General features: G+C 54.9%; 21 protein-coding genes and 2 pseudogenes. 14 read left to right on the top strand and 9 right to left on the bottom strand.

Translation table 11 applies throughout. The features are described 5' to 3' along the window. Positions 1-122: 122 nt before the first annotated feature. The 4 genes from opgB to GSQ70_RS08625 all read left to right on the top strand — a co-directional run bounded on the left by opgB (position 123) and on the right by GSQ70_RS08625 (position 7,424). Positions 123-2,423 (top strand): phosphatidylglycerol--membrane-oligosaccharide glycerophosphotransferase, encoded by a 2,301-nt coding sequence (gene opgB / locus GSQ70_RS08640; protein ID WP_158782169.1) that lies wholly within the window; start codon positions 123-125, stop codon positions 2,421-2,423. Positions 2,424-2,562: 139 nt separating this feature from the next. Continuing rightward, the gene (locus tag GSQ70_RS08635) at positions 2,563-4,149 is read left to right on the top strand and encodes a methyl-accepting chemotaxis protein (RefSeq protein ID WP_158782168.1); all 1,587 of its coding nucleotides are present in this window, start codon (positions 2,563-2,565) and stop codon (positions 4,147-4,149) included. A gap of 141 nt (positions 4,150-4,290) precedes the next feature. Continuing rightward, complete coding sequence (gene ampH, locus GSQ70_RS08630) at positions 4,291-5,484, top strand: D-alanyl-D-alanine-carboxypeptidase/endopeptidase AmpH (RefSeq protein ID WP_158782167.1); 1,194 nt, start codon at positions 4,291-4,293, stop codon at positions 5,482-5,484. Positions 5,485-5,822: 338 nt separating this feature from the next. Further along, entirely contained in the window at positions 5,823-7,424 is a 1,602-nt protein-coding gene (locus tag GSQ70_RS08625; RefSeq protein ID WP_158782166.1) for an APC family permease, read from the top strand. Positions 7,425-7,529: 105 nt separating this feature from the next. Here the strand turns inward: GSQ70_RS08625 and GSQ70_RS08620 are convergent, their stop codons facing one another. Beyond that, the gene (locus GSQ70_RS08620) at positions 7,530-8,228 is read right to left on the bottom strand and encodes a tetratricopeptide repeat protein (RefSeq protein WP_158782165.1); all 699 of its coding nucleotides are present in this window, start codon (positions 8,226-8,228) and stop codon (positions 7,530-7,532) included. A gap of 145 nt (positions 8,229-8,373) precedes the next feature. Between GSQ70_RS08620 and fucO the strand changes: the two genes are divergently transcribed. The 10 genes and pseudogenes from fucO (at position 8,374) to GSQ70_RS08570 (ending at position 18,531) form a co-directional block, all read left to right on the top strand. After that, positions 8,374-9,525 (top strand): lactaldehyde reductase, encoded by a 1,152-nt coding sequence (gene fucO / locus GSQ70_RS08615; protein WP_158782164.1) that lies wholly within the window; start codon positions 8,374-8,376, stop codon positions 9,523-9,525. A 251-nt stretch (positions 9,526-9,776) separates the two neighbouring features. Then, positions 9,777-10,565: an IclR family transcriptional regulator gene (locus tag GSQ70_RS08610; protein ID WP_158785265.1), complete on the top strand. Its 789-nt coding sequence runs from the start codon at positions 9,777-9,779 to the stop codon at positions 10,563-10,565. A gap of 13 nt (positions 10,566-10,578) precedes the next feature. Further along, a pseudogene (gene rhmD, locus GSQ70_RS08605) lies at positions 10,579-11,631 on the top strand (L-rhamnonate dehydratase); the annotation flags it as partial. 44 nt (positions 11,632-11,675) lie between these two features. After that, positions 11,676-12,475, top strand: a pseudogene (gene yfaU / locus GSQ70_RS08600) (2-keto-3-deoxy-L-rhamnonate aldolase). Positions 12,476-12,611: 136 nt separating this feature from the next. Next, the gene (locus tag GSQ70_RS08595; RefSeq protein ID WP_158782163.1) at positions 12,612-13,925 is read left to right on the top strand and encodes an FAD-binding oxidoreductase; all 1,314 of its coding nucleotides are present in this window, start codon (positions 12,612-12,614) and stop codon (positions 13,923-13,925) included. Between the two features lie 665 nt (positions 13,926-14,590). Continuing rightward, the gene (locus GSQ70_RS08590; protein ID WP_158782162.1) at positions 14,591-15,397 is read left to right on the top strand and encodes a transporter substrate-binding domain-containing protein; all 807 of its coding nucleotides are present in this window, start codon (positions 14,591-14,593) and stop codon (positions 15,395-15,397) included. Between the two features lie 40 nt (positions 15,398-15,437). After that, positions 15,438-16,112 carry an amino acid ABC transporter permease gene (locus tag GSQ70_RS08585; protein WP_158782161.1) on the top strand — a complete coding sequence of 225 codons (675 nt, stop codon included), beginning with the start codon at positions 15,438-15,440 and terminating at the stop codon, positions 16,110-16,112. Continuing rightward, positions 16,112-16,846, top strand: coding sequence for an amino acid ABC transporter permease (locus GSQ70_RS08580; RefSeq protein ID WP_158782160.1), 735 nt, complete (start codon positions 16,112-16,114; stop codon positions 16,844-16,846). The genes GSQ70_RS08585 and GSQ70_RS08580 overlap by 1 nt, the downstream gene beginning before the upstream one ends. 30 nt (positions 16,847-16,876) lie before the next feature. After that, the gene (locus tag GSQ70_RS08575; RefSeq protein WP_158782159.1) at positions 16,877-17,614 is read left to right on the top strand and encodes an amino acid ABC transporter ATP-binding protein; all 738 of its coding nucleotides are present in this window, start codon (positions 16,877-16,879) and stop codon (positions 17,612-17,614) included. A 197-nt stretch (positions 17,615-17,811) separates the two neighbouring features. After that, positions 17,812-18,531 carry a GntR family transcriptional regulator gene (locus GSQ70_RS08570; RefSeq protein WP_158782158.1) on the top strand — a complete coding sequence of 240 codons (720 nt, stop codon included), beginning with the start codon at positions 17,812-17,814 and terminating at the stop codon, positions 18,529-18,531. 61 nt (positions 18,532-18,592) lie between these two features. Here GSQ70_RS08570 and GSQ70_RS08565 read toward each other — a convergent pair whose 3' ends face one another. The 8 genes from GSQ70_RS08565 to GSQ70_RS08530 all read right to left on the bottom strand — a co-directional run bounded on the left by GSQ70_RS08565 (position 18,593) and on the right by GSQ70_RS08530 (position 24,500). Continuing rightward, positions 18,593-19,018: a Rid family hydrolase gene (locus tag GSQ70_RS08565; RefSeq protein ID WP_158782157.1), complete on the bottom strand. Its 426-nt coding sequence runs from the start codon at positions 19,016-19,018 to the stop codon at positions 18,593-18,595. A 35-nt stretch (positions 19,019-19,053) separates the two neighbouring features. Continuing rightward, positions 19,054-19,815, bottom strand: a complete 762-nt coding sequence (locus GSQ70_RS08560; protein WP_158782156.1) for an SDR family NAD(P)-dependent oxidoreductase — start codon at positions 19,813-19,815, stop codon at positions 19,054-19,056. A gap of 38 nt (positions 19,816-19,853) precedes the next feature. Then, positions 19,854-20,594, bottom strand: coding sequence for an amino acid ABC transporter ATP-binding protein (locus GSQ70_RS08555; RefSeq protein ID WP_158782155.1), 741 nt, complete (start codon positions 20,592-20,594; stop codon positions 19,854-19,856). Then, entirely contained in the window at positions 20,591-21,247 is a 657-nt protein-coding gene (locus GSQ70_RS08550; protein WP_158782154.1) for an amino acid ABC transporter permease, read from the bottom strand. The genes GSQ70_RS08555 and GSQ70_RS08550 overlap by 4 nt, the downstream gene beginning before the upstream one ends. Positions 21,248-21,249: 2 nt before the next feature. Continuing rightward, positions 21,250-21,912, bottom strand: a complete 663-nt coding sequence (locus GSQ70_RS08545) for an amino acid ABC transporter permease (RefSeq protein WP_158782153.1) — start codon at positions 21,910-21,912, stop codon at positions 21,250-21,252. 39 nt (positions 21,913-21,951) lie between these two features. After that, positions 21,952-22,779: a transporter substrate-binding domain-containing protein gene (locus GSQ70_RS08540; protein ID WP_158782152.1), complete on the bottom strand. Its 828-nt coding sequence runs from the start codon at positions 22,777-22,779 to the stop codon at positions 21,952-21,954. 90 nt (positions 22,780-22,869) lie between these two features. Next, on the bottom strand, positions 22,870-23,937 hold the full coding sequence (locus tag GSQ70_RS08535) for an LLM class flavin-dependent oxidoreductase (RefSeq protein ID WP_158782151.1): 1,068 nt from the start codon (positions 23,935-23,937) through the stop codon (positions 22,870-22,872). 56 nt (positions 23,938-23,993) lie between these two features. Further along, a complete protein-coding gene (locus tag GSQ70_RS08530; protein WP_199257239.1) occupies positions 23,994-24,500 on the bottom strand; it encodes a flavin reductase family protein in 507 nt (168 codons plus the stop codon). Positions 24,501-24,858 lie beyond the last annotated feature (358 nt).

The raw sequence follows: 24,858 nt of genomic DNA, 5'->3' as shown, positions 1-24,858 counted from the left end.
GTCCCGCCGCGGGATTGCCAGAGATAATTCGCTACGCTAAATTGATCCGCTGACGTCACGTCAGACCACTGACATCGCCACTATCGGCCAGGGATGTGCCATTTGAGGATAAAAGACAGCCAATGGTTTCAGAATTACTTTCACTGACACTTTTCATCGCATCGGTAGTGCTTTACACATGGAAGGCGGGAAGAAACAGACTATGGTTTTCAGCAATTTTGCTGTTCCTCGGCGTCTACATTATTTTAAACGCCTCAATGCTGGCGAGTAATTATTTTACCGGCGAAGGGATTAATGACGCGGTTATTTACACCATCACCAGCAGCCTGAGCGGTGCCGGGGTCGGGAAATATATCCTGCCAGGCATCGGCCTGATCCTTGCTCTGGTGGTGCTGTTTGGTCTCCTCGCCTGGATTTTACGCCTGCGCAAAAACCATCACTACAGTATCCTCTACAGTCTGCTGGCGGTTGTGCTGGCCGCAGCCTCGGTCAAAACCACCCCCGCTTATCAGCAGGTTGCCAGCCTGATCAAATCGCAGGTGGGAAAAGGCAATACCGATTTCTACAGCCATTATAAAGTCCCGACCAGACAGATTGGCGGAAACAAGCCTAACCTGGTTTATATCTATGCCGAGAGTCTGGAACGCACCTATTTCGATCAGAAAGCCTTCCCGGACCTTGCGCCTGAACTGAGTAAAATCAAAGATAACTCGCTCGATTTCAGCAATACCGGGCAGTTGCCCGGCACCGAATATACCATTGCCGGGATGGTGGCTTCGCAGTGTGGTATTCCCCTGTTTGCGCCCTTTGACGGCAATGCTTCCAGCTCGTTGTCGACGTTTTACCCGCAGAACGTTTGCCTTGGCGACATCCTGAAATCATCCGGCTATCAGAACTACTTCTACCAGGGAGCCAGCCTGAGCTTTGCCGGGAAGGATCTGTTTCTGTCCTCGCATGGCTTCGAGCCAGATCATCTGTATGGCTTTAACGAGCTGAAAAACGTGGTGAAAGACCCAAATTACCGCAACGACTGGGGCTGGTATGACGACACGCTGCTGGATGTGGTGTTTGACAAGTATCTGGAACTGGCAAAGCAAAACCGCCCGTTTTCGCTGTTTGCGCTGACTGTGGATACCCACCATCCGGACGGTTTTATCTCCCGCAGCTGCGAACGCAAGGCGTATCCCTTCGAAGGCAAACCGAACAAATCCTTTGCTGCAGTGGCCTGCAGTCAGGAGCATATCGCCCGGCTGATCCAGCGTATTCAGGCCACGCCTTACTTCCGTAACACCATTATCGTGGTCAGCTCCGATCATCTGGCAATGAACAATACCGCCTGGAAATACCTGAACCAGCATGACCGCAGCGACCTGTTCTTTATGGTGCGCGGCGATGACGTGACCAGCAAAGTGATCCCGGTGAAGCGCAGCACGCTGGATAACGGAGCCACCGTGCTGGATGCGATGGGCGGCGATAACTTTATCGGCCTTGGCCGCAGCAGCCTCTCCTCGACCTCAATGGCGGCCACCTATCTGAATATCAAAGAGAAAGTTAACGAGTGGAAGCCGGACGTGATCAAGCTGTGGAACTTCCCGAAAGCGATCTCGGACTACAGGATCGACACGGCAAAAAATACCTTCAGTTTCTCCGGCGTGCATTTCAAACTGCCGCTGCTGCTGTCGGTAACGCCGAATAAGATCGAGCCTAAGTTTGATGTTTACCTTGCCGCGCCATTAAAACAGCAGCTTTCACGCTTTGCGCCGGATGAGAAATTTGTATGGATTGACCGCTGCTTCAAAATGGGCGATGTCTGGGACCAGAAGCTGGAACTGAATACCGATCTCTGCGTCGCCAACGGCACGCTGAATTCGGCACCGGTCATTGAACAGGTTAAACCCGGCGCGACGTCCGGCCACGTGACTTTCAAGCAAATCGATAAGAGTGATGAACAGTATCAACGCACCGTCACCCAGCTGCGGGTAGCCGATGACGATCTGAAATACACTGCTGACAGCATTCTGTTTGCCCTGCCCGGCCTGCCAAAACAGGTGCTGAAAGTGACCGGATTGTCATTTATCGAGCCGTGGGGCGGGCGCTGGTCAGATGCCAATCTGCTGCCGGAAGTCAGTATCCAGTATCTGGAACCTCTGCCAGCAGAGTTTGATCTGACGCTGACGGCGCGGGCGTATGGCGCTAACAGCCAGCATCCGTTCACGGTGAAAGTGGGTGAAGTGAGCCGGCAGTTCAACCTCGGAACCACCGACAGCACGGTTAAACTGCATTTCAGCAACCCAGGCCAGGCACGGACCATCGAGATCCATGCACCCACCCCGGAAGAGACGGCGGACGGTTCCATTGACGGTTTCGCCGCCCGCAAGTTGGGTATCGGCCTGGTAAACCTGAAGGTGGATCCGGCACAGTAATCAACTAATCGCGTAAAAAAGTGAGATATACATCAAGTTTTTTTGACCATTGCCGATTTAAATAGCCTCTGAGGGCATAAAAATTACTCACCCTTGAATTCAGAGTGAATTTCTATCTACCGGCAAGGAAATAAACACGATGGCATCTGTGAAGAATATGAGAGTCGGCGTGCGCCTCGGCGCAGCTTTTGGTCTGGTCATCCTGCTGATGATCATTGTCAGTATCACGGCAATTATCAAAACAGGGAATATTAACAGGGCCGTTGAAAGCATTATCAACGACCGCTACATCAAAGTCAGATTGTCATTTGACGCACGCGACGGCGTTAATGACCAGATTAAATATTTACGCGGCATGGTGATTGACACCACCCGCCCGGAGAGAAACGTCAAGCGTTTTGACCAGCTGGCGGAAGCAACGCAAAGAACGGACAAGACCGTTGCTGAAATCGCTAAAATTCAGACCACCCCGGTAGGGATCAAGAAAATTCAGGCAGTGAAAGACGCGGCGCAGGTTTTTGAGAACGCCAAGTCGCAGCTGATCGAGCTGATCAAATCGGGAAATGCTGATACGGCCGCCGAATTTGCGCTGTTAAAGATGACGCCTTCGCAGAAGGCCTATCTGGATCTGGTCGCTCAGTTTGCTAACTCCCAGTCTCAGCAGATGCAGGCTGAAGGGGCGAAGGCGCTTTCTGATGGGTCAACCGCTATCCAGATCACGCTGATCTTCTCCTTCCTCGCAGTACTGGCTGCCATTGTACTTGGCTTCTTACTGACCCGCTCCATTGTCCGCCCACTTCGTGAAGCGGTGACTATCGCCGAGAACGTTGCGTCTGGCGATCTGCGTACGGCCATTCACGTCACTTCATCTGACGAAACCGGTCAGCTGATGCAGGCGCTGAAGAACATGAACGACAACCTGCTGAGTATCGTTACCGAAGTTCGCTCAGGCACGCATCTGATCACCAATGCTTCCAGCGAAATTTCTGCCGGTAACATGGACCTTTCGTCCCGTACCGAACAGCAGGCCAGCTCGCTGGAAGAGACCGCTGCGGCGATGGAACAGATGACCTCCACCGTGAAGCAGAATGCCGATAACGCCCGTCAGGCTAACGAACTGGCGGCTCAGGCTTCAAAAGTGGCCGTGCAGAGCGGCGCAGCCGTGAAGCAGGTTGTCAGCACGATGGACATGATCAACGGCTCGTCGAAAAAGATTGTTGATATCATCAGCGTGATCGATGGCATCGCCTTCCAGACGAATATCCTGGCGCTAAACGCCGCAGTTGAAGCCGCCCGTGCCGGTGAGCAGGGCCGTGGCTTTGCCGTGGTGGCCTCTGAAGTGCGCAGCCTGGCACAACGTTCTGCCTCTGCGGCGAAAGAGATTGCCCAGCTGATTGAAGATTCTGTCGCCAGAGTGGATGAAGGCGGCAAGCAGGTTGCCATTGCCGGAACCACCATGGATGAAGTGCTCGCCAGCGTTAACAGCGTGACCGCTATCATGGCCGAAATCTCTATTGCCAGTAACGAGCAGAGTACCGGCATTGATGAAATCAACATGGCCATCACCCAGATGGACCAGGTGACCCAGCAGAACGCCGCGCTGGTGAATGAGTCCGCAGCGGCAGCCCAGTCACTGCAGGAACAGGCGGTGCAGCTGTCGCAGGCCATCAGCGTGTTTAAGGTCGACGACCAGCAGCAGAACGAAGGCCGCGCTCTGGCCTGGTGATCTTCAGGCGGAAGGGATTCCGCCCCTCAAGCGAAGCGGGGCCTGTTGCAAGACATGCTTTAGCGCCAAAAAAAGTCAGATGACGTCTTTTTACGCCAGTTAAAAACAGATTACTATACGGGTACTTTTCTGTTCAATCTGATGGATACACGCACGTTGAAACCCTTTGTTCACCGTTTGCTGGCGCTGTTTGTTGCTGCCCTTCCGCTTGACGGAATGGCGGCCCAGGTCGCCCCCGATCCCCTGCTGGCGTCTCAGATTGTTGACCGCTACGCCCAGAATATCTTCTACAACACCAAAGCGACCGGTATGGCGATGGTGGCGATTGACGCCAATCAGCGCGTGTTTGCCAGCCAGGGTTCGGTGCGTCCCGGCAGCCGCGTCCGGCCGCAAAAGGACTCGGTGATCCGTATCGCCTCGCTGACCAAGCTGATGACCAGCGAGCTGCTGGTGAAGCTGTCTGAAGAAGGTGTGGTGCAGCTGAATGACCCCCTGAGTAAATACGCTCCGCGTGGCAGCAGCGTGCCGGACTATGCCGGACAGACCATTCGCCTGATCAACCTGGCAACCCACACCAGCGGCCTGCCCCGTGAGCAACCCGGCGGTAAACCTCACCGTCCGGTGTTTGTCTGGCCGACCGCGAACCAGCGCTGGAACTGGATTGAAACCGCCCGCCTGAAAGCCGCGCCCGGCACTCAGGCAGCCTATTCTAATCTGGGCTTCGATTTGCTTGGCGATGCCCTGTCGCGTGCAGCCGGTGTGCCTTATCCCACCCTGCTACAGCGTGAGATTACCCGCCCGCTGGGGATGAAGGACACCACGTTCACCCCTTCACCCGATCAGTGCTCACGGCTGATGGTGGCCGAGAAAGGTGCCAGCCCGTGCACGAACACGCTGGCAGCCATTGGCAGCGGCGGTATCTACTCCACACCGGACGACATGGGCCGCTGGATGCAGCAGTTCCTTTCGTCGGATGTTCATGCGCGCTCGCCGCAGGCTGACCGGATCCAGACCATGATTTATCAGCGTAACCAGCTGACTAAAGTGGATGGCATGGACGTTCCGGGCAAAGCCTCGGCGCTGGGCATGGGCTGGGTTTATATGGCTCCGCAGGGCGGACGCCCCGGCATTATCCAGAAAACCGGTGGCGGTGGGGGCTTTATCACCTATATGGCGATGGTGCCGCAGTACAGTGTTGGCGTGTTTATCGTGGTGACCCGTTCTTCCCAGACTCATTTCACCGCGATGAGTGACGGCGTGAATAACCTGTTGACCGAATTGATTGGTAATACCCCTGACAGTGCACAATTAGCTGCCAGCATCATGTCTGAATAAAAGCCATCACGCCCGGCAATAATTAATTCTTATTACCGGGCGACGCAATTATATCATTTTGTAAGTTTCCATTATATTTATTAAATAATGGATCATCGGAGTGCACACCGCACTGCAGGTGAACAATCAATAACTTCATTACTATTTCCCCTCCAGAATAAACGCTTAGTCAAGCCACAAACCTCCTTATATTTCACCCTCCTGCTGCGGATATTTAATTACGGCCGGACGGTTATTTTTTTCTGGCATGTAATATGCTTTTACCCCTTTTTACCGCAACACCACATCAGAATGGCTTAACCAATAAATACGCCACGACATCACAACATGAGGTTCTTATGGCTAAGGGTGCATTTAAACAAAAATTAGGGCTGGTCGATCTCAGCCTGCTGGGGATCGGTTCGATGATCGGTTCCGGCTGGCTGTACGCAGCGCTGACCAGCTCAGGCTACGCCGGGGCGCAAACGGGCTGGGCATGGATCCTCGGCGCAATTATCGTGCTGTTGATCGGTCTGGTCTTTGCTGAGCTGTCGGCCGCCATTCCGCGTGCTGGCGGCTTTGTGCGTTACCCTAACTTCTCACACGGCAACGTGGTCGGGTTTGTGATTGGCGTCAGCTCCCTGCTGGCCTACACCAGTACCGCTGGCGTGGAAGTTGAAGCCGTGCGCCAGTACGCCCAGTACTGGTGGCCTGCGGTCAGCAATGCCGACGGCAGCCCGACCACGCTCGGCTTTGCGGTGCAGATCCTGCTGCTGGTGGGCTTCTTCCTGCTGAACTACTGGAGCGTCAGCTTCTTTGGCCGGGTGAATACCATCGTCACCACCTTTAAATTTGTGGTGCCCTTGCTGACTATCGTCACGCTGTTTCTCTACTTCAACGGCGCAAACCTGGATGTCCCACCACCACCTCCGGGCGGCGCGCACGGCATCTTCACCTCGCTGACCGGTGCAGGCATCGTGTTTGCTTATCTCGGCTTTCGACAGGCGGTCGACTTCGCCAGCGAAGCCAAAAACCCGCAGCGCAACGTGCCGCTGGCAATCTTCATCGCCATCGCCGTCAGTTTTGTGATCTACATTGCCCTGCAGTATGCCTTTATGGGCGCGGTGCCTTCTGAGGCGTTGTCGGCTAACGGCTGGGACGGCCTGAAGAAAGTCTTCCAGTCGCCGTATGCCGACCTGGCACGCAGCCTGGGGATCACCTGGCTGATTAATCTGATCCTGGTGGATGCGGTGATTTCCCCCGCCGGTACGGGCAACATCTACCTGGCCGGCGCCAGCCGCGTGCTGTTTGCCTGGGCGCGTAACGGCCATCTGTTCAAAATCTTCGGTGAAGTTGATGCCAAATCCGGCGTGCCGCGTGGCGCACTGTGGCTGTCGCTGATCCTGTCGATTGCCTGGACGCTGCCTTCTGAGTTTCAGGTGTGGGGCGGGCTGATTGGCGCCGTGACTTCCGCTACCGTTTTCACCTACATGCCCGGCCCGATCAGCCTTGGTGCTTTCCGCCGCCACCTGCCGGGGATGGCCCGCCCGTTCCGCCTGCCGGTGGCGGCCATTCTCAGCCCGCTGGCGTTCGTGGCCAGTACCCTGCTGATTTACTGGAGCGGCTGGTCAGTGAATATCATCCTGATCCCGATTCTGGTGCTGGCATGGATTGGCTATGCGGTCTCCGGTAAGAAAAACGAAAACTCAGCGCGTGACCTGAAGTGCGCCTGGTGGCTGCTGGCCTATTACCTGCTGATCCTGGTTGTCTCTTATCTCGGCACCTTTGGCGGCATCAATGCCATTGGCTCACCAATGGATATGATCCTGGCAGTGATCGTTTCGCTGGTCTGCTACTACTGGGGCGTGGCGACCAGCCTGCCGGTTCCGGAAATCACCGATGAAGATGAGCTGACGGCGGAACCGGGCAGCAAGGTGCCCGGCAAGTACGCACATAACTGAGCAAACTGACAGAAACGTTCTTAGATATAACGGCCCCCTGGTCCATTCGATCATTGGGGGCCGTAGCGTCTGGCTGAATCGCTCCGAAAGAGCAGCCTGATACCATCACTTCACGCGGACATAATCCCCTTCTGCCCGGACGTTAAAGCCAAAACCACAATCCCCTTTGACGGAAGTCTGCAGGCTGGCAGGGGTGAAATTCATGCTGACGGCACACCCCGGCTCATTGCCAATATCCGGCTGCTGATAAGTGCCCTGGTTATCTTTAATCGCCACCCCCCCCTCAAGACCGCCGATATTCGGGCCATACATCATCGCGTTGCCACCGGCATAAACGCCATCAAAGGCGACTTTGTATTTCTCCTCTTTCACTGCCTTCACCTCATAGCTGTTCCACATCCCTTTCCCGGCATACAGCCAGTATTCTCCTGCCGGGCCAGTGGGCTGCGGCAGTGCCGTCAGCTTGTCCTTAATCAGACCGAGGTTGTACTGGGATTTGGCATCCTTCTCATTAATCATCAGCCACGCTTTTGCCTTCAGATACTGCCCCTGACGGACCCAGGTCAGTGCCACATTGTTGTATGCCGTGGCGATGGCGCTCTCCGACAGCTGGCAGCTTTCGCTCCAGCCCACCTGCTGCGTATAGCTTTCACGCGCTTTGTCATACTGTTTTGCCTTGTAAGCCTTATCGCCTGCGGCAGCATAGTTTTTGATGTTGGCGCATTCGGGATTGGGAGAGCTGGCATCGGCAAACGCGGTGACGGAGCAGAGCATCAGGGCGGCAGACAGGGGCATGCGGAACATGGCTGAATCCTTTTCAGTCAGTGAACAGAGTAGAAAAGCCTATGATAGGTGATCTTAATCAATATCGCCCGGCCAATTGATCCGCATATTTTCCTGCAGTGCGAAAAAAATCAGCAAGAACACTGCCACTCTACAGGAGAATAAAATGCTGCACCGTATGATACTGAATGAAACATCCTGGTTCGGCCCCGGATCTATTGCCAAAATCGTTGATGAAGTTTCCCAAAGGAATTTAAAAAAAGCATTACTGGTCACAGACAAAACATTAATAAAAGCAGGTGTCATTGAAAAAGTCACAGCGCTGCTGGATAAAAACCAACTGCCCTACGTCATTTATGACGAAGTGGTGCCTAATCCAACCATCGCCGTGGTGAAAAATGGCGTTGATGTCTTTAAAACCTCGCAGGCTGATTATCTGATCGCCATTGGCGGTGGCTCGCCGCAGGACACGGCAAAAGCCATCGGCATTATTATTAATAACCCCGAATTCTCCGATGTGCGCAGTCTGGAAGGCGTTGCCAATACCCGCCATCCGGCCGTGCCAATTATCGCAATCCCGACCACTGCGGGAACCGCCGCGGAAGTCACCATCAATTATGTGATTACCGACGAGGAAAACCGCCGTAAATTCGTTTGCGTCGATCCCCATGACATTCCGATTGTGGCGATTATCGATGCGGAAATGATGGCCAGCATGCCGCCATCGCTTAAGGCCGCCACCGGAATTGATGCGCTGACCCACGCCATAGAAGGCTTCACCACCAAAGGCGCGTGGGAACTAACCGATGCGCTGCACCTGAAAGCCATTCAGATTATCAACCGCTCGCTGCGTGCCTCCGTGGCCGGAGAGAAAAAAGGCGTTGAGGATATGGCGCTGGGCCAGTACGTGGCCGGAATGGGCTTCTCTAACGTCGGCCTGGGCCTGGTTCACGGTATGGCGCATCCGTTGGGGGCTTTTTATAACGTGCCGCACGGCGTGGCTAATGCCATTATCCTGCCACACGTGATGGCCTGGAATGCAGATTATACCGGTGAGAAATACCGCGATATCGCTCGTGCGATGGGCGTGCCGGGCGTGTGTGGTAAAACGTTAAGCGAAGTCAGAATCGCAGCCGTTGAGGCAGTGAAAAAACTCTCGGCCGATGTCGGTATCCCTGCCCGGCTGCGTGATGTGGGGATGAAGGAGGAAGATATCCCGGCACTGGCGCAGGCTGCGCTGGATGATGTCTGCACCGGTGGCAATCCCCGTGACGCCTCGCTGGCCGATATTACCGGGCTTTATCGCCAGCTCTACTAAAAGGCCAACCAACCTTCAAACTGACGCCTGCATCTGGCGTCAGTTTACTGTTTTTTCCGCCCGCCTTCCCCTGAGCAGCCCAATTTAGTACAACCGGTTGTACTCGCCGCAATAAATTCTCTGGCAGCGATCACACTTCTGCACGGAAAAATTCCGCTAATTCCTCCTCGCCTTTTTTATTTGATAGCAGTCACATAAAACAGCTCTCTGTCCGACAACACTCATTCCAGCGAAGAAGACTGGAGTCCAGCATAATGGAAACAACCAAGGTTCCGGCGCTCACCAGGGCGATGGATATTCTCAATTTTCTCGCCCGTAAAGGCCCGAGTCCCGCCGCCGACATTATTGCGGCCTTAGGATTGCCGAAAAGCACCGCCTATTTATTACTGGGCGAAATGAAAAATCAGGGGCTTATTTCCACCGACAGCCGCGACAATTATTGCCTGTGGACCAAACTAGTGGAGCTGGCTGGCCATGCCTTAAGCCAGTTCGACCTGCGCGATATCGCCAAAAATCGCCTGACGCAATTAATGGAAGAGACCAACCTGCTCTGCCATCTCGGCATCATTAATCATGACAATGCCTGGTACATTCTCAAGGTTGAGTCCTCCTCCACCATCAGCGTGCGCTCGCACGAGGGGAAAAGCCTGTCGCTGTATCGCTCCGGCATCGGTAAGTGCCTGCTGGCCTGGCAGAGCGAAGAGCAGCAGGAGCAGATTATCCAGCAGCTGCGTTTTGAAGCCACCACACCCACCACGCTGGCCACGCCGGAGAAATTGCGTGAAGAGTTGCACAAAATCCGTCGCCAGGGCTGGAGCTATGACAACGGCGAGGACTACAGCGATGTCCGCTGCGTGGCTGCGCCGGTCTTTAACGCCCGCAATGAGCTGACCGCGGCCATTTCTGCCGTCGGCACCCGCCTGCAAATCACCGAAGACAATCGCGAACTCTTTGCCGGCAAAACCATCAGTTGTGCCAAAGATGTCTCCCGCCTGCTCGGCTGGCACAGTCCGTTCGATCTCAAAGCCTCCTCACTCTGAAAGGAATACCTCTATGTCCCTACCTAAAATAAAACACGTGCGTGCTTACTTCACCGGCGGTGCAACGGCGGAGAAAGGCAGCGGCAGCGGTGACTATCACGATCAGGGCGCTCATCACTGGATTGATGACCATGTCGCCACGCCGATGAGCAAATACAAACAGTATGAGCAGTCCCGCCAGTCGTTCGGCATCAACGTGCTCGGCACGCTGGTGGTGGAAGTGGAAGCCGATAACGGCCAGACCGGCTTTGCCGTCTCCACGGCGGGAGAGATGGGCTGCTTTATTGTCGAGAAACACCTCAACCGCTTTATCGAGGGCAAATGCGTCAGCGATATCAAACTGATCCACGACCAGATGCTGGGTGCCACGATGTACTACGCCGGATCTGGCGGGCTGGTGATGAACACCATTTCCTGCATCGACCTGGCGCTGTGGGATCTGTTCGGCAAAGTTGTCGGGCTGCCGGTTTACAAACTGCTGGGCGGCGCGGTGCGTGATGAAATCCGTTTTTATGCCACCGGTGCGCGTCCGGACCTGGCGAAAGAGATGGGCTTTATCGGCGGAAAAATGGCGGTGCAATGGGGGCCACACGATGGCGATGCCGGTATCCGCAAAGAGGTGGAGCGCGTGGCGCACTACCGCGAAAAATGCGGCCCGGACTTCTGGCTGATGCTGGACTGCTGGATGAGCCAGGACGTTAACTTTGCCACTAAACTGGCTCATGGCTGTGCGCCTTACAACGTGAAATGGCTTGAAGAGTGTCTGCCGCCGCAGCAGTTTGAGGGCTATCGTGAATTAAAACGCAATGCCCCGGCCGGAATGATGATCACCAGCGGCGAGCATCACGGCACGCTGCAATCCTTCCAGACCCTGTCGGAAACCGGCATCGATATTATGCAGCCGGACGTTGGCTGGTGCGGCGGCCTGACCACGCTGGTCGAGATCGCCGCCATCGCTAAAGCTCGCGGACAGCTGGTTGTGCCGCATGGCTCGTCGGTCTATTCCCATCACGCGGTGATCACCTTCACCAACACGCCGTTCAGCGAGTTCCTGATGACCAGCCCGCAACCGGCCCGCAGCCAAAAATCGTTAAGCAAAAAGGAATCCCTATGAATGACGTCTTAGCCAACCCCTTTAAAACCGGTTTACGCAAAGGTGAAACGCAGATTGGCCTGTAGCTCAGCAGCAGCACCTCCTATATGGCGGAGATTGCAGCGACTTCCGGTTATGACTGGCTGTTAATTGACGGCGAACATGCGCCGAATACCGTGCAGGATCTCTACCACCAGCTGCAGGCCGTAGCGCCCTAAGCCAGCCGGTGATCCGTCCGCTGGAAGGGAGCCGCAGCCTGATCAAACAGATCCTCGATATTGGCGCCCGCACGCTGCTGATCTCGAGGGTGGATACCGCTGCTCAGGCCAGAGATGTGGTGGATGCCACCCGCTATCCGCCGCTCGGACAGCGCGGCGTGGGAGCCAGCGTCGCAAGAGCAGCCCGCTGGGGACGAGTGGAGAATTATATGGCGCGCGCTAATGAAGAGCTGTGCCTGCTGGTGCAGGCAGAGAGCAAAACCGCGCTGGAAAATCTGGATGAGATTCTGGACGTGGACGGCATTGATGGGGTGTTTATTGGCCCGGCCGATCTTTCTGCCTCGCTGGGCTATCCGGACAATGCCGGTCATCCGGAGGTGCAGCGTATTATTGAGCAGAGCATCCGCCGCATCCGGGCTGCGGGCAAAGCGGCTGGGTTTCTTGCCGTTGATCCTGAAATGGCAAAAAAATGCCTGCGATGGGGGGCTAATTTTGTTGCCGTTGGTGTGGATACGATGCTTTATACCCAGGCGCTGGATGCCAGGCTTGCCTTGTTCAGAGAGGGGCTGACAGCGGGGCCATCGCGTCAATCTTATTAATTCTGCGAGACACCACAGGGAAGTGGAGTCCGTGACAAATTCGGGGTTATTTTGTGGCCTGTCAGAGACAAAATATTTAGAATCGGCCAGAACGGACGCTTTTAAGGAAAGATGATTTAACAAGGATGATAAAAAAATGGAATTTGCAACTCTGCCCTTCAACCAGAACAGGAACGGCTGGCTGAACGACCAGCATGGCACCGCTTTTCGCCCCTCACTGGCTGGCAATACCGATGCAGACTGGGTCATTATTGGTTCCGGTTTTGCCGGGCTTTCCTTTGCCCGCAGGCTGGCCAGCCTCGATCCCAGCCTGAAGATTGTTATGCTGGATGCCGCCTGCGCGGCAGAAAGTGCCTCGGCGAGGAATTCAGGTTTTATTATCAGCCTGCCGCATAATACAGGCAGCTCCACCGCCGAGCTTAAAAAGGCCCACTGCTATCGTTCACTGCTGCAGGAAGGAAGCCGACAGTTAGCTGCCCTGACCGCCCTGCACGGCATTGACTGTGAATGGGAGGATACCGGGAAATTCCATTGTCAGGTTGATGTCACCAGCAATCGGATTCTGCGCGAATATATCAATAATCTTGAGGCAATGGACGAGCCATACCGCCTGTTTGACCGGGAGAGGCTGTACCAGAAACTGGGGAGCCGTTTCTACACCAAAGGGATTTATACCTCTGGTGCCACTCTGGTTAACCCCGCCAGTTTAGTGGCCGGTCTGGCAGCTTCCCTGCCAGAGAATGTGACGCTGTTTGATCACACGCCGGTGATGCACATTGAGTACGGCAAGACAGCCAGAGTGATAACCCCCTATGGCACGGTAAAGGCTGGTCAGGTGATGCTGGCGACGAATGCCCTGTCTAAAACACTTTCTCCGGTGGCAAACCGACAGGCGGCCATGGCAACCTTCGCCAGTTTTACCGCGCCGTTAACCGCCGAACAGAGTCAGAGGCTCCCTGAAATGAGCAGTTGGGGACTGACGCCGGTGAATGCGATAGCAGGAGCGACAATCCGCTACACACGGGATCGCCGTTTCCTGATCCGTCAGCATGTTATTCCGGCGCTGAACGGCAGGATCACCGCAGAACAGACGTGGCGTGCAACCCGGCTACACCAGCAGATCTTCAACAAAATTTACCCCCAACTGACCGACGTGCCGCTGACCCGCACCTGGTCCGGCACCATCAGCGTGACGAGGAATAGCGCGCCTGTCTGGGGCGCACTCGGCAAGAATATCTATACTGCCAGCGGCTGCAACGGCGCGGGGATCGCCAAGCAAACCATTGCCGGATCGCTGCTGGCGGACCACGCGCTGGGTCACGATAATCCGCTCATCGCCAGTATGCAGGCGCTGGGCGAGGCCAATTATCTGCCGCCGTCACCGGTTCTGGATGTTGCCATTTCGCTGTCGCTGGCGAAGGAGAGATACATGGGCAGAAGTGAAGTTTGAGGATGGCAACCGGCGGCCGTGAGCTGCCGGAACAGCTTAAACCGCAGCCAGCATGCCGCCATCAACAAACAGCAGGTGGCCCGAGCGGTGATCGACCACGGCCTTTTGGGCACTGAAGGGCAGGAATGCGGCATGGAATCCCATTTAGATTCCGCCTGGCGGCAGGCATAGTGGCGGGCTGGCCCCGCTGACTGTTGGTCTCTCACGAGCGTACGATCGGGTGGAAAGCGAACAGAAAGAACGCGGCAGGCTGCAGAAAGTGGCTTCGGAACATCACCGGTAAAAAAAGCCCAGGGATGGGCAGGTAATAACAATTTCCAATATATAACCCGGCACAATGCCATTCCTCTTTAATTAACTAGGCATAAGTTTAAGCAATGACCTTTCACCTCTCTCTTATCCATAATATTTAATTATTTTATCTGACCAAATCCGGACGGATAAGTAATTTATATAGTAAGTGAATATCAAATAGTTAGCCCAAAACCCTGTTCAACATAATCATTCACCTCTACTCATTCACAATTAACTGACTGATAAAATACAAGTTACCAGCTTTCTGTCAGAAGGATAAATACCGATTGACAAAAGGCATATTGTTGACAATCATCAATGCGGCATTAAAACACATTGCGGTTTCATTCTTTCAGGGGCGAGAAAGTATTATGTTCAAAAAATTGAAAACACTGCTGTTCAGTTTCCTGGTTTTAGTTTCTGTCGGTAATATGGCGCATGCCAGAACGTTGGATGAAATTATTAAAAGCGGAACATTAAGAGTGGGGATATTACCTAACTCGCCACCGCAATCTTCCATTGGTGCTTCAAACCAGCTGGAAGGTTTTGATGTCGACGTGGCTAACAAGCTGGCTGCCAGTCTTGGGGTGAAGGTGGATTTTGTGATGACGGAAATTGCCCAGCGCGTGCCGTTCCTGGTGGCTGACCGCATTGATATCTGCCTCGGCGGGTTAACCCGTACCGTTGAGCGGGCCAAATCCATCAGCTATACCGTGCCGCTGCACACCGAATCGATGGGCGTACTGACCACCAACAAGGTCAATATCAGCAACTGGAAAGAGCTGAACGACGAGAAATACACCCTGGTGCTGATCCGTGGCGTGTGGACTGCCGACTTCCTGAAGCAGAACCTGCCGAAGGCCAAAATTCTGTATGTCGACACCATGGCCGACACCATCCGTGCGCTGGCGCAGGGCCGTGCTGATGCGCTGGTAGAGAACATTGAGTTCTATGTTCCCTTTACCAAAAACTACCCGAACGTGCAGTGGAAAGTGCTGCCGGATGCGCTGAATACTTCTTACGACGCCGTGGGCCTGGCACAGAACAACTACGCCCTGCGTGATGTGCTCAACGTTGCCCTGTACGACATGCACACCAGCGGCTTCGTTAACCAGACCTGGGAGAAGTGGTTTAAAGCGCCGATGCTGGTAAAAGTGGTTCCGTCACCTTACTTCTGATCACCGCGCGTGCTGGTGAACGACCCGGGAGTGGATAATTATGCATTACAGCTTTCAATTTGGTGAGGTCCTGAAACACTGGCCCGATTTGCTGACAGGCGCGCTGATCACGCTGGTTGTCGCCTTCATCGCTTTCTGGATTGGTTGTACGATCGGCCTGCTGGGTGCCCTTGCCGAAATGCATGCCCGCAGCGGGATGCGCAAGCTGGTGCGTGGATATGTGGTGTTCTTCACCAACACGCCTTCCCTGATTCAGATCTTTGTTCTGTTTTATGGCCTGCCTGACGTTGGCATTGTGCTGTCGCCGATGACGGCGGTGCTGATCGGCCTGTCGCTGAATGCCGGTGCCTACCTCACCGACATTATGCGCAGCGGGCTGGTCTCGGTGAGCAAAACCGAACTGGAAGCAGCGGCATCATTAAACATGTCCGCCTGGCAGAGTTTCCGCTACGTCACGCTGCCGCACCTGGCCAAAACTATCTATCCGCTGCTCTCCAACTTCTTTATCTGGATCCTGCTGGGCAGCTCAATTGGCGGGCTGTTTGGGGTGAATGAGCTGACCGGCGTGGTGATTGAGATCGGTTCCAGCACCTTCCGCAGCATCGAATCCTTTGCCGTTGCTGCAGGAATGTACGTGGTGCTGACCTTTATCGCCAGCGCCTTCCTCTATGCCATTGGCTACTGGTGCTTTCGCGTCAGAGCGAGGTTTATCTGATGCTGACTCTGCAACAGCAGATGATGAATCTGCTGAATCATTTCACGCTGGAGTTTATCCTGCAGGCGGCGCTGAACACGCTTAGCCTCTCCGCCATTGGCTGCTCTGTCGGCCTGCTGATCGGCTTTCTGATTGCCTGCCTGCGTCAGACCCGGGCCAGAATTTTGCTGCCGCTGCGCGTGCTGGCGATTGTGGTGGTGGAGCTGCTGCGCCGCATTCCGTTCCTGGTGACGCTGTTCCTGATCTTCTTTGTCTTCCAGGGACTTGGCTTCGACCTCTCCTTCTACCTTATTGCGCTGATTGCCGTCTGTCTGATAGCCAGCGCCTACATGGCGGAGATCTTCCGCACCGGTTTTGAGTCGGTGCCGCAGACGCAGATTGAAGCCGCGCAGACGCTGAACTTCAGCTATCGCCAGCTGGTGCAGTACGTGATTATGCCGCAGGCGTGGAAGGTGGTGATCCCGCCCGCATTCAGCTTTATGGTCTCCTTTATCAAAGATACCGCGCTGGCCTCGCAGCTGGGCGTGGTAGAGCTGACCTTTTCAGCCAAAATCCTGATCAGCCGGGGATACTCCTCCTTCCTGATCTACGGCCTGATCCTGCTGATTTACTTCCTGATGTCTTACCCGCTGAGCCGCTTCGGCCAGTGGCTGGAAAAGCGTCTGGCGGCAAAGACGCAGATGGCATCAAACGCCCCGAATCCGGGCACAACGGTCACCCTGACCCCGCCGTAACAGCAGGTACAAACGTTGAGGAGTGCTGCCATGTCGCAGTTAGAGATTGTGGGTTTAAAGTGTTCGTACGGTGAGCATCGGGTGCTGGATGGCATTAATCTGACGGTGAATCCCGGTGAGATTGTCAGCCTGATTGGCGGCTCCGGCTCAGGGAAAAGTACCCTGCTGAGGGTGATTATGGGTCTGACCAAACCGGAAGGCGGCGCGGTGCGGGTGAAAAATGACGAAGTGGACTATGACTCGGCGCAGAGCGTGCGTGAAATCCGCGAAAAGGTGGCGATCGTCTTTCAGCAGTACAACCTTTTCCAGAACATGAGCGTGCTGCAAAACGTCATGGTTACGCCGGTGAAAGTGCAGAAGCGAGACCCGTCGAGCGTGCGGGAAGAAGCGCTGGCTCTGCTGGAAAAAGTCGGTATGCGCCATAAATCGGAGGCCTTTCCTGCCAATCTTTCCGGCGGCCAGCAGCAGCGCGTGGCGATCAGTCGTGCGCTGGCACTGAAGCCGCAAATCCTGCTGCTGGATGAAGTGACTTCCGCGCTGGACCCGGAACTGGTGGGCGAAGTGCTGAATACCGTACGCCAGCTGTCGCGGGAAGGGATGACCATGATCCTGGTTTCGCATGAGATGAACTTTGTGCGTGAGGTTTCGCACAAGGTGGCGATGATGGATCAGGGCAAAATCATCGAGTTCGGCACGCCGGATCAGATCTTTGGCGCACCGCAGCAAAAACGAACCCTGGACTTTATGAAGAAAATCGCCTGGCATTAACCCGTTTGTCACGCTATTTATGGCAGCGCAGCTCGCGCCTTTCCGGGTGCGGGCTGCTTTATTTCCGACGCCGAAAAAAGCCCCAAAATTGTAGATAATCACCGTTATCTGTCCTGTTTTTTCCAGCCATGCTATGATTTTTCTTTCACTTTCATTCAGGGATGTTTCACCTCATCATGCCGAAAAAAAACGATCTTATGAGCAGCGCAAAACTGGTGCCGATCAATAATATTGCCAGCTCGGAACACGCCGCCGATCAGATCCGCACTGCCATTATCCAGGGAGTGTTTAAGCCTGGCGATCGCCTGATTGAAAAGAACCTTACCGATCAGCTGAATATCTCCCGGCATCCGATCCGTGAAGCCCTGCGTCGCCTGAGCCAGGAAGGTCTGGTCGATATGCGCCCGAATCGCGGTGCGGTGGTGGCAAAGCTCGATCCGGCCAGTATCCTTGAGGTTTATGCCATCCGTTCCGCGCTGGGTGAACTGGCACTGAAAGCCCTGCAAAGCCATGCCGACCTGCCCTCTCCGGAAGTGATGAAGGTGCTGGAGAAGAAGGCCACGGCGGCGGTCAGACTCGCCGGTCAGGATAATCAGCAGGCCACCATCCTTAACGATCTGGAGTTCCAGGAGACGATTATCGTTGCCAGCGGGCTTGAACGCTGCGCCCGCTACTTTGCAGAAACGACCGTGGAAGTTCAGCGTTTTAACAACCTGAGCGGCATCGTCTATACCGAACGGGCCTCCGATGCGCAGACTTATGTCGTTGGGCTGCTGGATGCCATCAAAGCACGGGATATCGAGCGGGCGCTGAGTATCTGGAAGGATAAATTTGCCAAAGCGGTGACGCGATATCTGGCACAGCTGGAACAGGGAAAACCTGCGGCCAAAGCCAGTAAAAAAAGCAGTATCTGCTGAAGATCTGTGGCTAAACTCAGCAAAAGAGCAGTGCCCGGTAATCGCTACCGGGCAGAATGCATCAGAGGGAGATGGTCAGGCGGGTTTGCGGCATCTGGCCCGCACCGCGATAAGCGGTAATTTCCACTTCAAACAGATATTCCGGCCCGCCCAGCGGCGAACAGGTTACACAGCTGGCGGGATCGATACCCCGGTACTTCTCGCCAATAAACGCCATCACTTCTTTGACATCAGACTGGCGCGGAATAAACAGGCGCGAACGTACTACGTCTGCCAGCGTGGCGCCGACGGAAGCCAGAGCGCCCTCCACATTACGAAAAGCCTGCTCAGCCTGAGCCACCGCCGTGTCCGGCATCGCACGGGTTTTATAATCACGTCCGGCAGTCAGCGACATAAAAATCCAGTCACCCAATACCAGCACGCGCGAGTAGCTTTCCTGGTCTTCCAGAATGCTGCCTGATTTTACTTTGATGATTTCGTTGATCATGAAGATTTCCGTTCAGATTAAGGTTACTGCCTGAATTAAATAGAGATCCCGCCGTCGATGATCACCGTCTGGCCGGTGATCATGCTGCCTGCGAAGCCGAGATAAACGATCAGTTCGGCCACATCGTCCGGCGTACACCAGCGCTTAAGCGGGGTGGCGGCAATGGTGCTGTCGCGGCGTTCATCAGACCACTCGATGGCCCAAGAGCTTTCCACCGAACCCGGCGCAACGGCGTTGACCCGGACTTCCGGAGCCAGCGCATGGGCAAGGTTTTTGGTCAGGTTGATCACCCCGGCTTTGGAGGCGCTGTAGGCAATGGTGCTGGCGATTGAACCAAACCCGGCAATCGAAGCGGTATTCACTATCGCTCCGCCGCTGGCTTTCAGGCTTTCTGCCGCGGCTTTCGAGCAGCGGAACACGCTCATCAGGTTGACGTTCAGAATGGTCTGCCACAGCTCTTCGCTGATGGACTCCAGATCCTTAACCGGGATCGGCTTTTTCACGCCCGGCGTCCCGGCGTTATTCACCAGCAGATCCAGGCGACCCAGATCGGCAGCGGCCTGCTTCACCATGGCATCAGCCTGAACAGGATCGGAAAGATCGCCCGGTGCGCCAATCGCCTCCAGCCCTTCTGCCCGCAGCTCGGCCAGTGCCTGTGCGCCACGCGGATCGTCTGGCAGATAGTTAATCGCTACCTTTGCGCCACTGCGTGCCATGATGCGTGCGGCGGTAAAACCAATACCGCTGGCACCGCCGGTAATTAATGCGGTCTTACCCGCAAGATTGAATGTCATCATCAGAATTTCTCCTCAGGGGTTCAGAAAGCGCAGGCTGCTTAAGCCACCTGCACGTTGCGGCTTTCGCGGCGCATAAATTTCCGGGTTTGTTCATCGCCGGGTCGGTCAATCACCTGCTCTGCCGTACCGACTTCGCAGACGCTGCCCTGGCTGAGGAACGCCACGCGGTCGGCGGATTCCCGTACAAAGTTGATGTCATGGGTCACCACCACCATGGTCATCCCTTCCGACTTCAGCAGGCGCATGGTGCTCAGCACCTCGCCAACCAGCTCCGGATCCAGCGCCGAGGTCACCTCATCGAACAGCATGTAAGTCGGCTCCATTGCCAGCGCGCGGGCGATGGCGAGGCGCTGCAACTGGCCGCCGGAAAGCTGGGAAGGCATGGCGTTAGCTTTCGCGCCCAGCCCGACGTGCTCAAGGTGCTTGTGGGCCAGCAGCATGGCCTGCTTCTTACCCATTTTTGCCACCACCTGCGGTGCCAGCGCGACGTTCTCAAGCGCGTTCAGATGCGGAAAAGCGTTGTACTGCTGGAAGACAATGCCCAGCTTGCGACGCAGCTGGTTGATGTTAGTGGAAGGCGCATGAACGCTGATGCCATCCACGATAATTTCACCGCCCTGAATGCTTTCCAGCCCGTTAATGCACTGCAGCAACGTCGATTTCCCCGAGCCGCTGGAGCCAATCAGGCAGACCAGTTCGCCGCGCTCAATGGTGAGATCGATGCCTTTCAGCACGCTGACCGGCCCGAATGCCTTCTGTACGTTTCTGATTTCAATCATATGGCCACCTTTTTTTCCAGATAACGGCTGTAGCGTGATACGGGATAACAGATCAGAAAGTAGAACAGGCCGGTGCCCATCAGCAGCAGCCAGGTGTCGTGGGTGCGGGTGATCAGCGTCTGCGTGGCGCGCATAAACTCCACGTAGCCGACCACGCCTGCCAGCGCGCTGTCTTTAATCAGGCTCAGCAGCAGCCCGACCCAGGCACTTAATCCGTTACGCATCGCCAGCGGGACAGAGACATGGCGCAGCTCCTGAAACGCGGTCATGCCAAGCGAGCGGGCACCCCGCCTGAAGGTCTGAGGAACCGACAAAAAGCTGCCGCGGGCCACTTCTGAGGTTACCGCCGCCATCCATACGCCCAACGCCAGGCTGCCCAGCAGATAGGGAGAGAGCGGCATATTCAGCAGAGAAAACAGGCTGTTAAGAACAATCAGGATGATAATCATCGGCACGCTGCGGAAGATATCCACCAGCGGCGCGCTCACCAGCTGAAAGCTGAAGGAGGAAGCCCGTGCCAGCCCAAGCGGAATGCCCAGCAGCGTGCCCAGCACGCCAGCAGTCACCGCCATGGCTATCGTATTCAGCGCTCCCCACAGCAGGAAAATGCTGTCGGACCACTGCAGCGGCTGATAACCGAGAACAAATTGCATCTTTACCTCCGGTACATCAGTCTGAAGGTCACCTGCGCACCAAACTGGATCAGCTTGGCAATCAGGTAGTAAATCCCCGCCGTAACCACGAAGAATTCAAAGGTCCGGAAGGTCACTGACTGGGCGTATTGCGTGGCACCGGACAGCTCGCGCAGCCCTACTAACATGCCCATTGAGCTGTTCAACATGGCCCAGATCGCCTGGGTGACAAACGGCAGGAACACCACTTTGAACACCTGAGGGAAGATCACGTGCCGGAAAGCCTGCCGTTGATTCATCCCGAGCGAGCGCGAAGTGGCCATTTGCTGACGCGGAATGGCATTCAGGCCGCCCCGGAATATCTCCGCCATATAACCGGCATTATTAAAGGCAATGGCGATCAGTACCGCCAGATAGCTGGAGATATTGATCCCCAGCGCCCCTAAACCGAAATACATGATATAAACCTGAAACAGCACTGGCGTATTTCTTGATAATTCCACCCACCAGCTTGCAACGATATATTTCCATCCGGTTCCCGACTGGCGCATTACAGACATTGGTATGGCAAACGCCATACCGATAATGACCGACAGTATGGTTATCTGTAATGTCACCCAGGCGCCCGACAACAATTGTGGCAATGCGTCAAAGACGATTGACCAGTAAAACTGATAATCCTGCATGCGCGTACCCCGGTAAGTCAGACTTTTACAACGCGCAGATTAAAAATCCACACCGGGCATATTTAGAGCAGGCAACGAGCCATCTCCCATATATTTTTTATACAGTTCGGCATAGCGGCCAGAAACAACCTGGTTCCAGACAAAAACTCTTGCCCAGTTCAGGAATTCCGGGTCGCCACGGCGGACGGCGATACCGTCCATATCAGAGAGCGGTGCCAGGCCACCGGCAGCAAAGGTCGGGAACTGGCCGCTTTTGGCGAGGGTGTTATAGACCGAGGAAGCCTGCAGAATGGCATCCACTTTGCCCTGCTGCAGTGCCATAAAGGTTTCCGTGTCGCTGCCGAAACCGGTGTAAGTGGTGCCGGTGTTCTTCCAGCGTCCCTGCAACTCTTTATTAAACAACTGTTCGAAGGTGGAGCCTACGACAGCGCCCAGCTTCTTGCCTTTCAACTGGTCATAGCTGGTGATGCCGGTATCTTTGCGCGTCACCACGGTAATGGTGTAGTTCACATAGGGCTGGGTGAAAGCAACGGTCATCGCCCTTTCCGGGGTGATAGTCGTTGAACCTACCACGATATCCACGCGCTTTGACACCAGCGCAGGGATACGGTCGGACGCTGGAGTCTGCACGATCACCGGCTCCACACCGAGCGATTTCGCCATGTCGTCGCAATAAGCCACGTCATAACCATCCGGTTTATTGTCGGGAGTCATAAACCCCGACGGCGGGGAATCCAGAACTACAGCACAACGTAATTTCTTTGATTTAATCACGCTATCCAGCGTGGATTCAGCTTGTGCGGCATGTATGATAAATAAGCTGGATAAGGCAAGAAAAATAGCTGACTTCGTCGTCTTTTTAAACATAATAAATTCCCCGCGATGGTTAGATTAGAGTAAATCCGGCTCCATAAAAGCTTTTTTATACTTATGCACAGACAGGGTAATAAGCAGATCTTATTTAACGCCAATATTTGCAATCGGGCCCAGTTCTTTTTCGATTAACGGAATAACTTCATTTTTAAAGCGATATAAAGATTGCTGCGCACGGGCCAGCGGTAAACAACCGAACTGGAAGTTGCAGGTATAATTCACTGGATTAAGCCGTTTAATATCGGCAATCATTTTCTCCGCCACCAGATGTGGGTCGCCGACCACCATATTGTTGGCGTACTGCTCAAGGGTATATTCGCCGTCGAACGGTTCGTTGCTGATAAAGCCATTAGCGTCCAGCGGCAGCTGCGGCTTGCGCAGATGGTTCGCCATGCGGCCAACGTAGCGGGCGCGTTCTGCGGCTTCCAGCGCTTCGGCATGGCTGTCGGTCACGTGCACGTACTGCATGATCGCCAGCGGTTTGGTCGCCGGATTTTCGCCCAGGGATTCCCAACTCTGGTTCAGCCCGTCAACCATTTTGTACAGCACCGGTGAACCGAGGGTACTGGCCGCATGGAACGGCACCACCGACCATTTGTTCAGGCGCTCCAGCAAACGCGGGTGCGAAGTGGTGGCAAACAGCTGTGGCAGAGGTGTCTGCCAGGACTTGATAGCAAAGGTGGTCTGTGGGAAGGAGATATGCTCGCCTTTATACTCCACTTCGCCATTGACCAGCGCCTGCTCAATCACGTCCCAGTATTCGAGGAAAATCTCAACTTTCTTATCCAGCTCAACGTTATAGCGATCGAACTCATACTGCTGATAACCCGTTCCCATCCCCAGCACCAGACGGCCATCGGTCATCGCATCCACCGCAGCAATTTCCTGCGCCAACCGCAGCGGGTGGTACAGCGGCAGCACCAGCACGCCGGGGGCCAGCTTAATCTTTGAGGTCCAGCCCGCAGCATTGGCCACCATCATCAGCGGCGACGGGCTGCTGGAGTAGTTGGCAAAGTGGTGCTCGGCAAACCAGGCAATATCAAAACCCACTTCTTCCGCGGTTTTCACCATGGTCTGGGTATCACGCATCACGCCCTTCACCCCTTCCGGATGGTCACGTAAGGTCATCAGGCTGAATAATCCAAGCTGCATTTTGTACTCCTTCAGGCATTAGTTGGGAGCCGCTCTGGCCGGGCTGACGCCGCCAGTTAACCTGCGGCTACTTCTGGTAAGGGAATGGCGGCTACGTAAGTCCCGTTCTGGTAGATCAGCGGAGAGACCACATCACTGAACCGACAGTCGCAGACCTGGCCAATCACAATGTTGTGCGTGGCGTAGGGCACCGTCTGATCAAGCTCGCAGAACAGCGTGGCTTGCGCATCCGCCAGATACGGGATGCCCTGGTCGTTACTCAGCCAGTCGCCGGTAGCAAAGCGTTCGTGGGGTTGTTGCGGTGTGCTGAAGCGCTGGGAAACACCGGCATGCTGATGGCTCAGCAGATTGATGCAGTATTTCTTTTCCGCCAGCAGCGGCAGCAGCAGGCTGGAGGTGCTGTTAATGCACACCAGCACAGAGACCGGATCGAAACAGAGAGAGGTCACTGCCGTGACGGTAATGCCATAGCGTACCCCGTGATGCTGGCAGGTGATCACGCAGACTGTGGAGGCCATCCGCCGCATGCACTGGCGGAAATTATCTCTGATTTCGTTGGTCACTGGTCTATCCCCATCAAACGCTAAACGCCGATTATCAACAATCAAATCCACTCAAAATGGTAGATTGTCAACAATGTTAAGATTGTGTTTGCATTCTTCGCCAACGGGGAAAAGTTGTCAACAATCTGCTCAGTTTATCGACATAGGATTTTTTGATGGTAGGGAAAGGTGTTGGGGATCAGGGGGATAGATATATAAATTCTGACAGGTTATTCTCCACAGCCGAGGTAAACAGCACTGCTTTGTTTTGTTCACACCGCAGAAATGTTCATGATTCATAAACAAGCTAATTTCGTGAACAAAGTTTCATTTCTGCTGGGAAGGAATGCACCTGATCACCATCTCCCCTTAAGGGTTA

The sequence above is a fragment of the Pantoea sp. BAV 3049 genome (assembly GCF_009765445.1).
Classification (GTDB): Bacteria; Pseudomonadota; Gammaproteobacteria; order Enterobacterales; family Enterobacteriaceae; genus Erwinia.
The sequence above is the reverse complement of the archived record's forward strand: the minus strand, read 5'-3'. Positions and strand labels throughout refer to the sequence as shown.

What these genes read in the sequence shown, in the direction of transcription:
- GSQ70_RS08540 (WP_158782152.1), bottom strand. Translation starts at nt 22,779, where the DNA reads ATGTTTAAAAAGACGACGAAGTCAGCTATTTTTCTTGCCTTATCCAGC.
- GSQ70_RS08545 (WP_158782153.1), bottom strand. Translation starts at nt 21,912, where the DNA reads ATGCAGGATTATCAGTTTTACTGGTCAATCGTCTTTGACGCATTGCCA.
- GSQ70_RS08550 (WP_158782154.1), bottom strand. Translation starts at nt 21,247, where the DNA reads ATGCAATTTGTTCTCGGTTATCAGCCGCTGCAGTGGTCCGACAGCATT.
- GSQ70_RS08585 (WP_158782161.1), top strand. Translation starts at nt 15,438, where the DNA reads ATGCATTACAGCTTTCAATTTGGTGAGGTCCTGAAACACTGGCCCGAT.
- GSQ70_RS08580 (WP_158782160.1), top strand. Translation starts at nt 16,112, where the DNA reads ATGCTGACTCTGCAACAGCAGATGATGAATCTGCTGAATCATTTCACG.
- ampH (WP_158782167.1), top strand. Translation starts at nt 4,291, where the DNA reads ATGGATACACGCACGTTGAAACCCTTTGTTCACCGTTTGCTGGCGCTG.
- GSQ70_RS08635 (WP_158782168.1), top strand. Translation starts at nt 2,563, where the DNA reads ATGGCATCTGTGAAGAATATGAGAGTCGGCGTGCGCCTCGGCGCAGCT.
- GSQ70_RS08570 (WP_158782158.1), top strand. Translation starts at nt 17,812, where the DNA reads ATGAGCAGCGCAAAACTGGTGCCGATCAATAATATTGCCAGCTCGGAA.
- GSQ70_RS08595 (WP_158782163.1), top strand. Translation starts at nt 12,612, where the DNA reads ATGGAATTTGCAACTCTGCCCTTCAACCAGAACAGGAACGGCTGGCTG.
- GSQ70_RS08535 (WP_158782151.1), bottom strand. Translation starts at nt 23,937, where the DNA reads ATGCAGCTTGGATTATTCAGCCTGATGACCTTACGTGACCATCCGGAA.
- GSQ70_RS08590 (WP_158782162.1), top strand. Translation starts at nt 14,591, where the DNA reads ATGTTCAAAAAATTGAAAACACTGCTGTTCAGTTTCCTGGTTTTAGTT.
- fucO (WP_158782164.1), top strand. Translation starts at nt 8,374, where the DNA reads ATGCTGCACCGTATGATACTGAATGAAACATCCTGGTTCGGCCCCGGA.
- GSQ70_RS08620 (WP_158782165.1), bottom strand. Translation starts at nt 8,228, where the DNA reads ATGTTCCGCATGCCCCTGTCTGCCGCCCTGATGCTCTGCTCCGTCACC.
- opgB (WP_158782169.1), top strand. Translation starts at nt 123, where the DNA reads ATGGTTTCAGAATTACTTTCACTGACACTTTTCATCGCATCGGTAGTG.
- GSQ70_RS08560 (WP_158782156.1), bottom strand. Translation starts at nt 19,815, where the DNA reads ATGATGACATTCAATCTTGCGGGTAAGACCGCATTAATTACCGGCGGT.
- GSQ70_RS08565 (WP_158782157.1), bottom strand. Translation starts at nt 19,018, where the DNA reads ATGATCAACGAAATCATCAAAGTAAAATCAGGCAGCATTCTGGAAGAC.
- GSQ70_RS08625 (WP_158782166.1), top strand. Translation starts at nt 5,823, where the DNA reads ATGGCTAAGGGTGCATTTAAACAAAAATTAGGGCTGGTCGATCTCAGC.
- GSQ70_RS08555 (WP_158782155.1), bottom strand. Translation starts at nt 20,594, where the DNA reads ATGATTGAAATCAGAAACGTACAGAAGGCATTCGGGCCGGTCAGCGTG.
- GSQ70_RS08575 (WP_158782159.1), top strand. Translation starts at nt 16,877, where the DNA reads ATGTCGCAGTTAGAGATTGTGGGTTTAAAGTGTTCGTACGGTGAGCAT.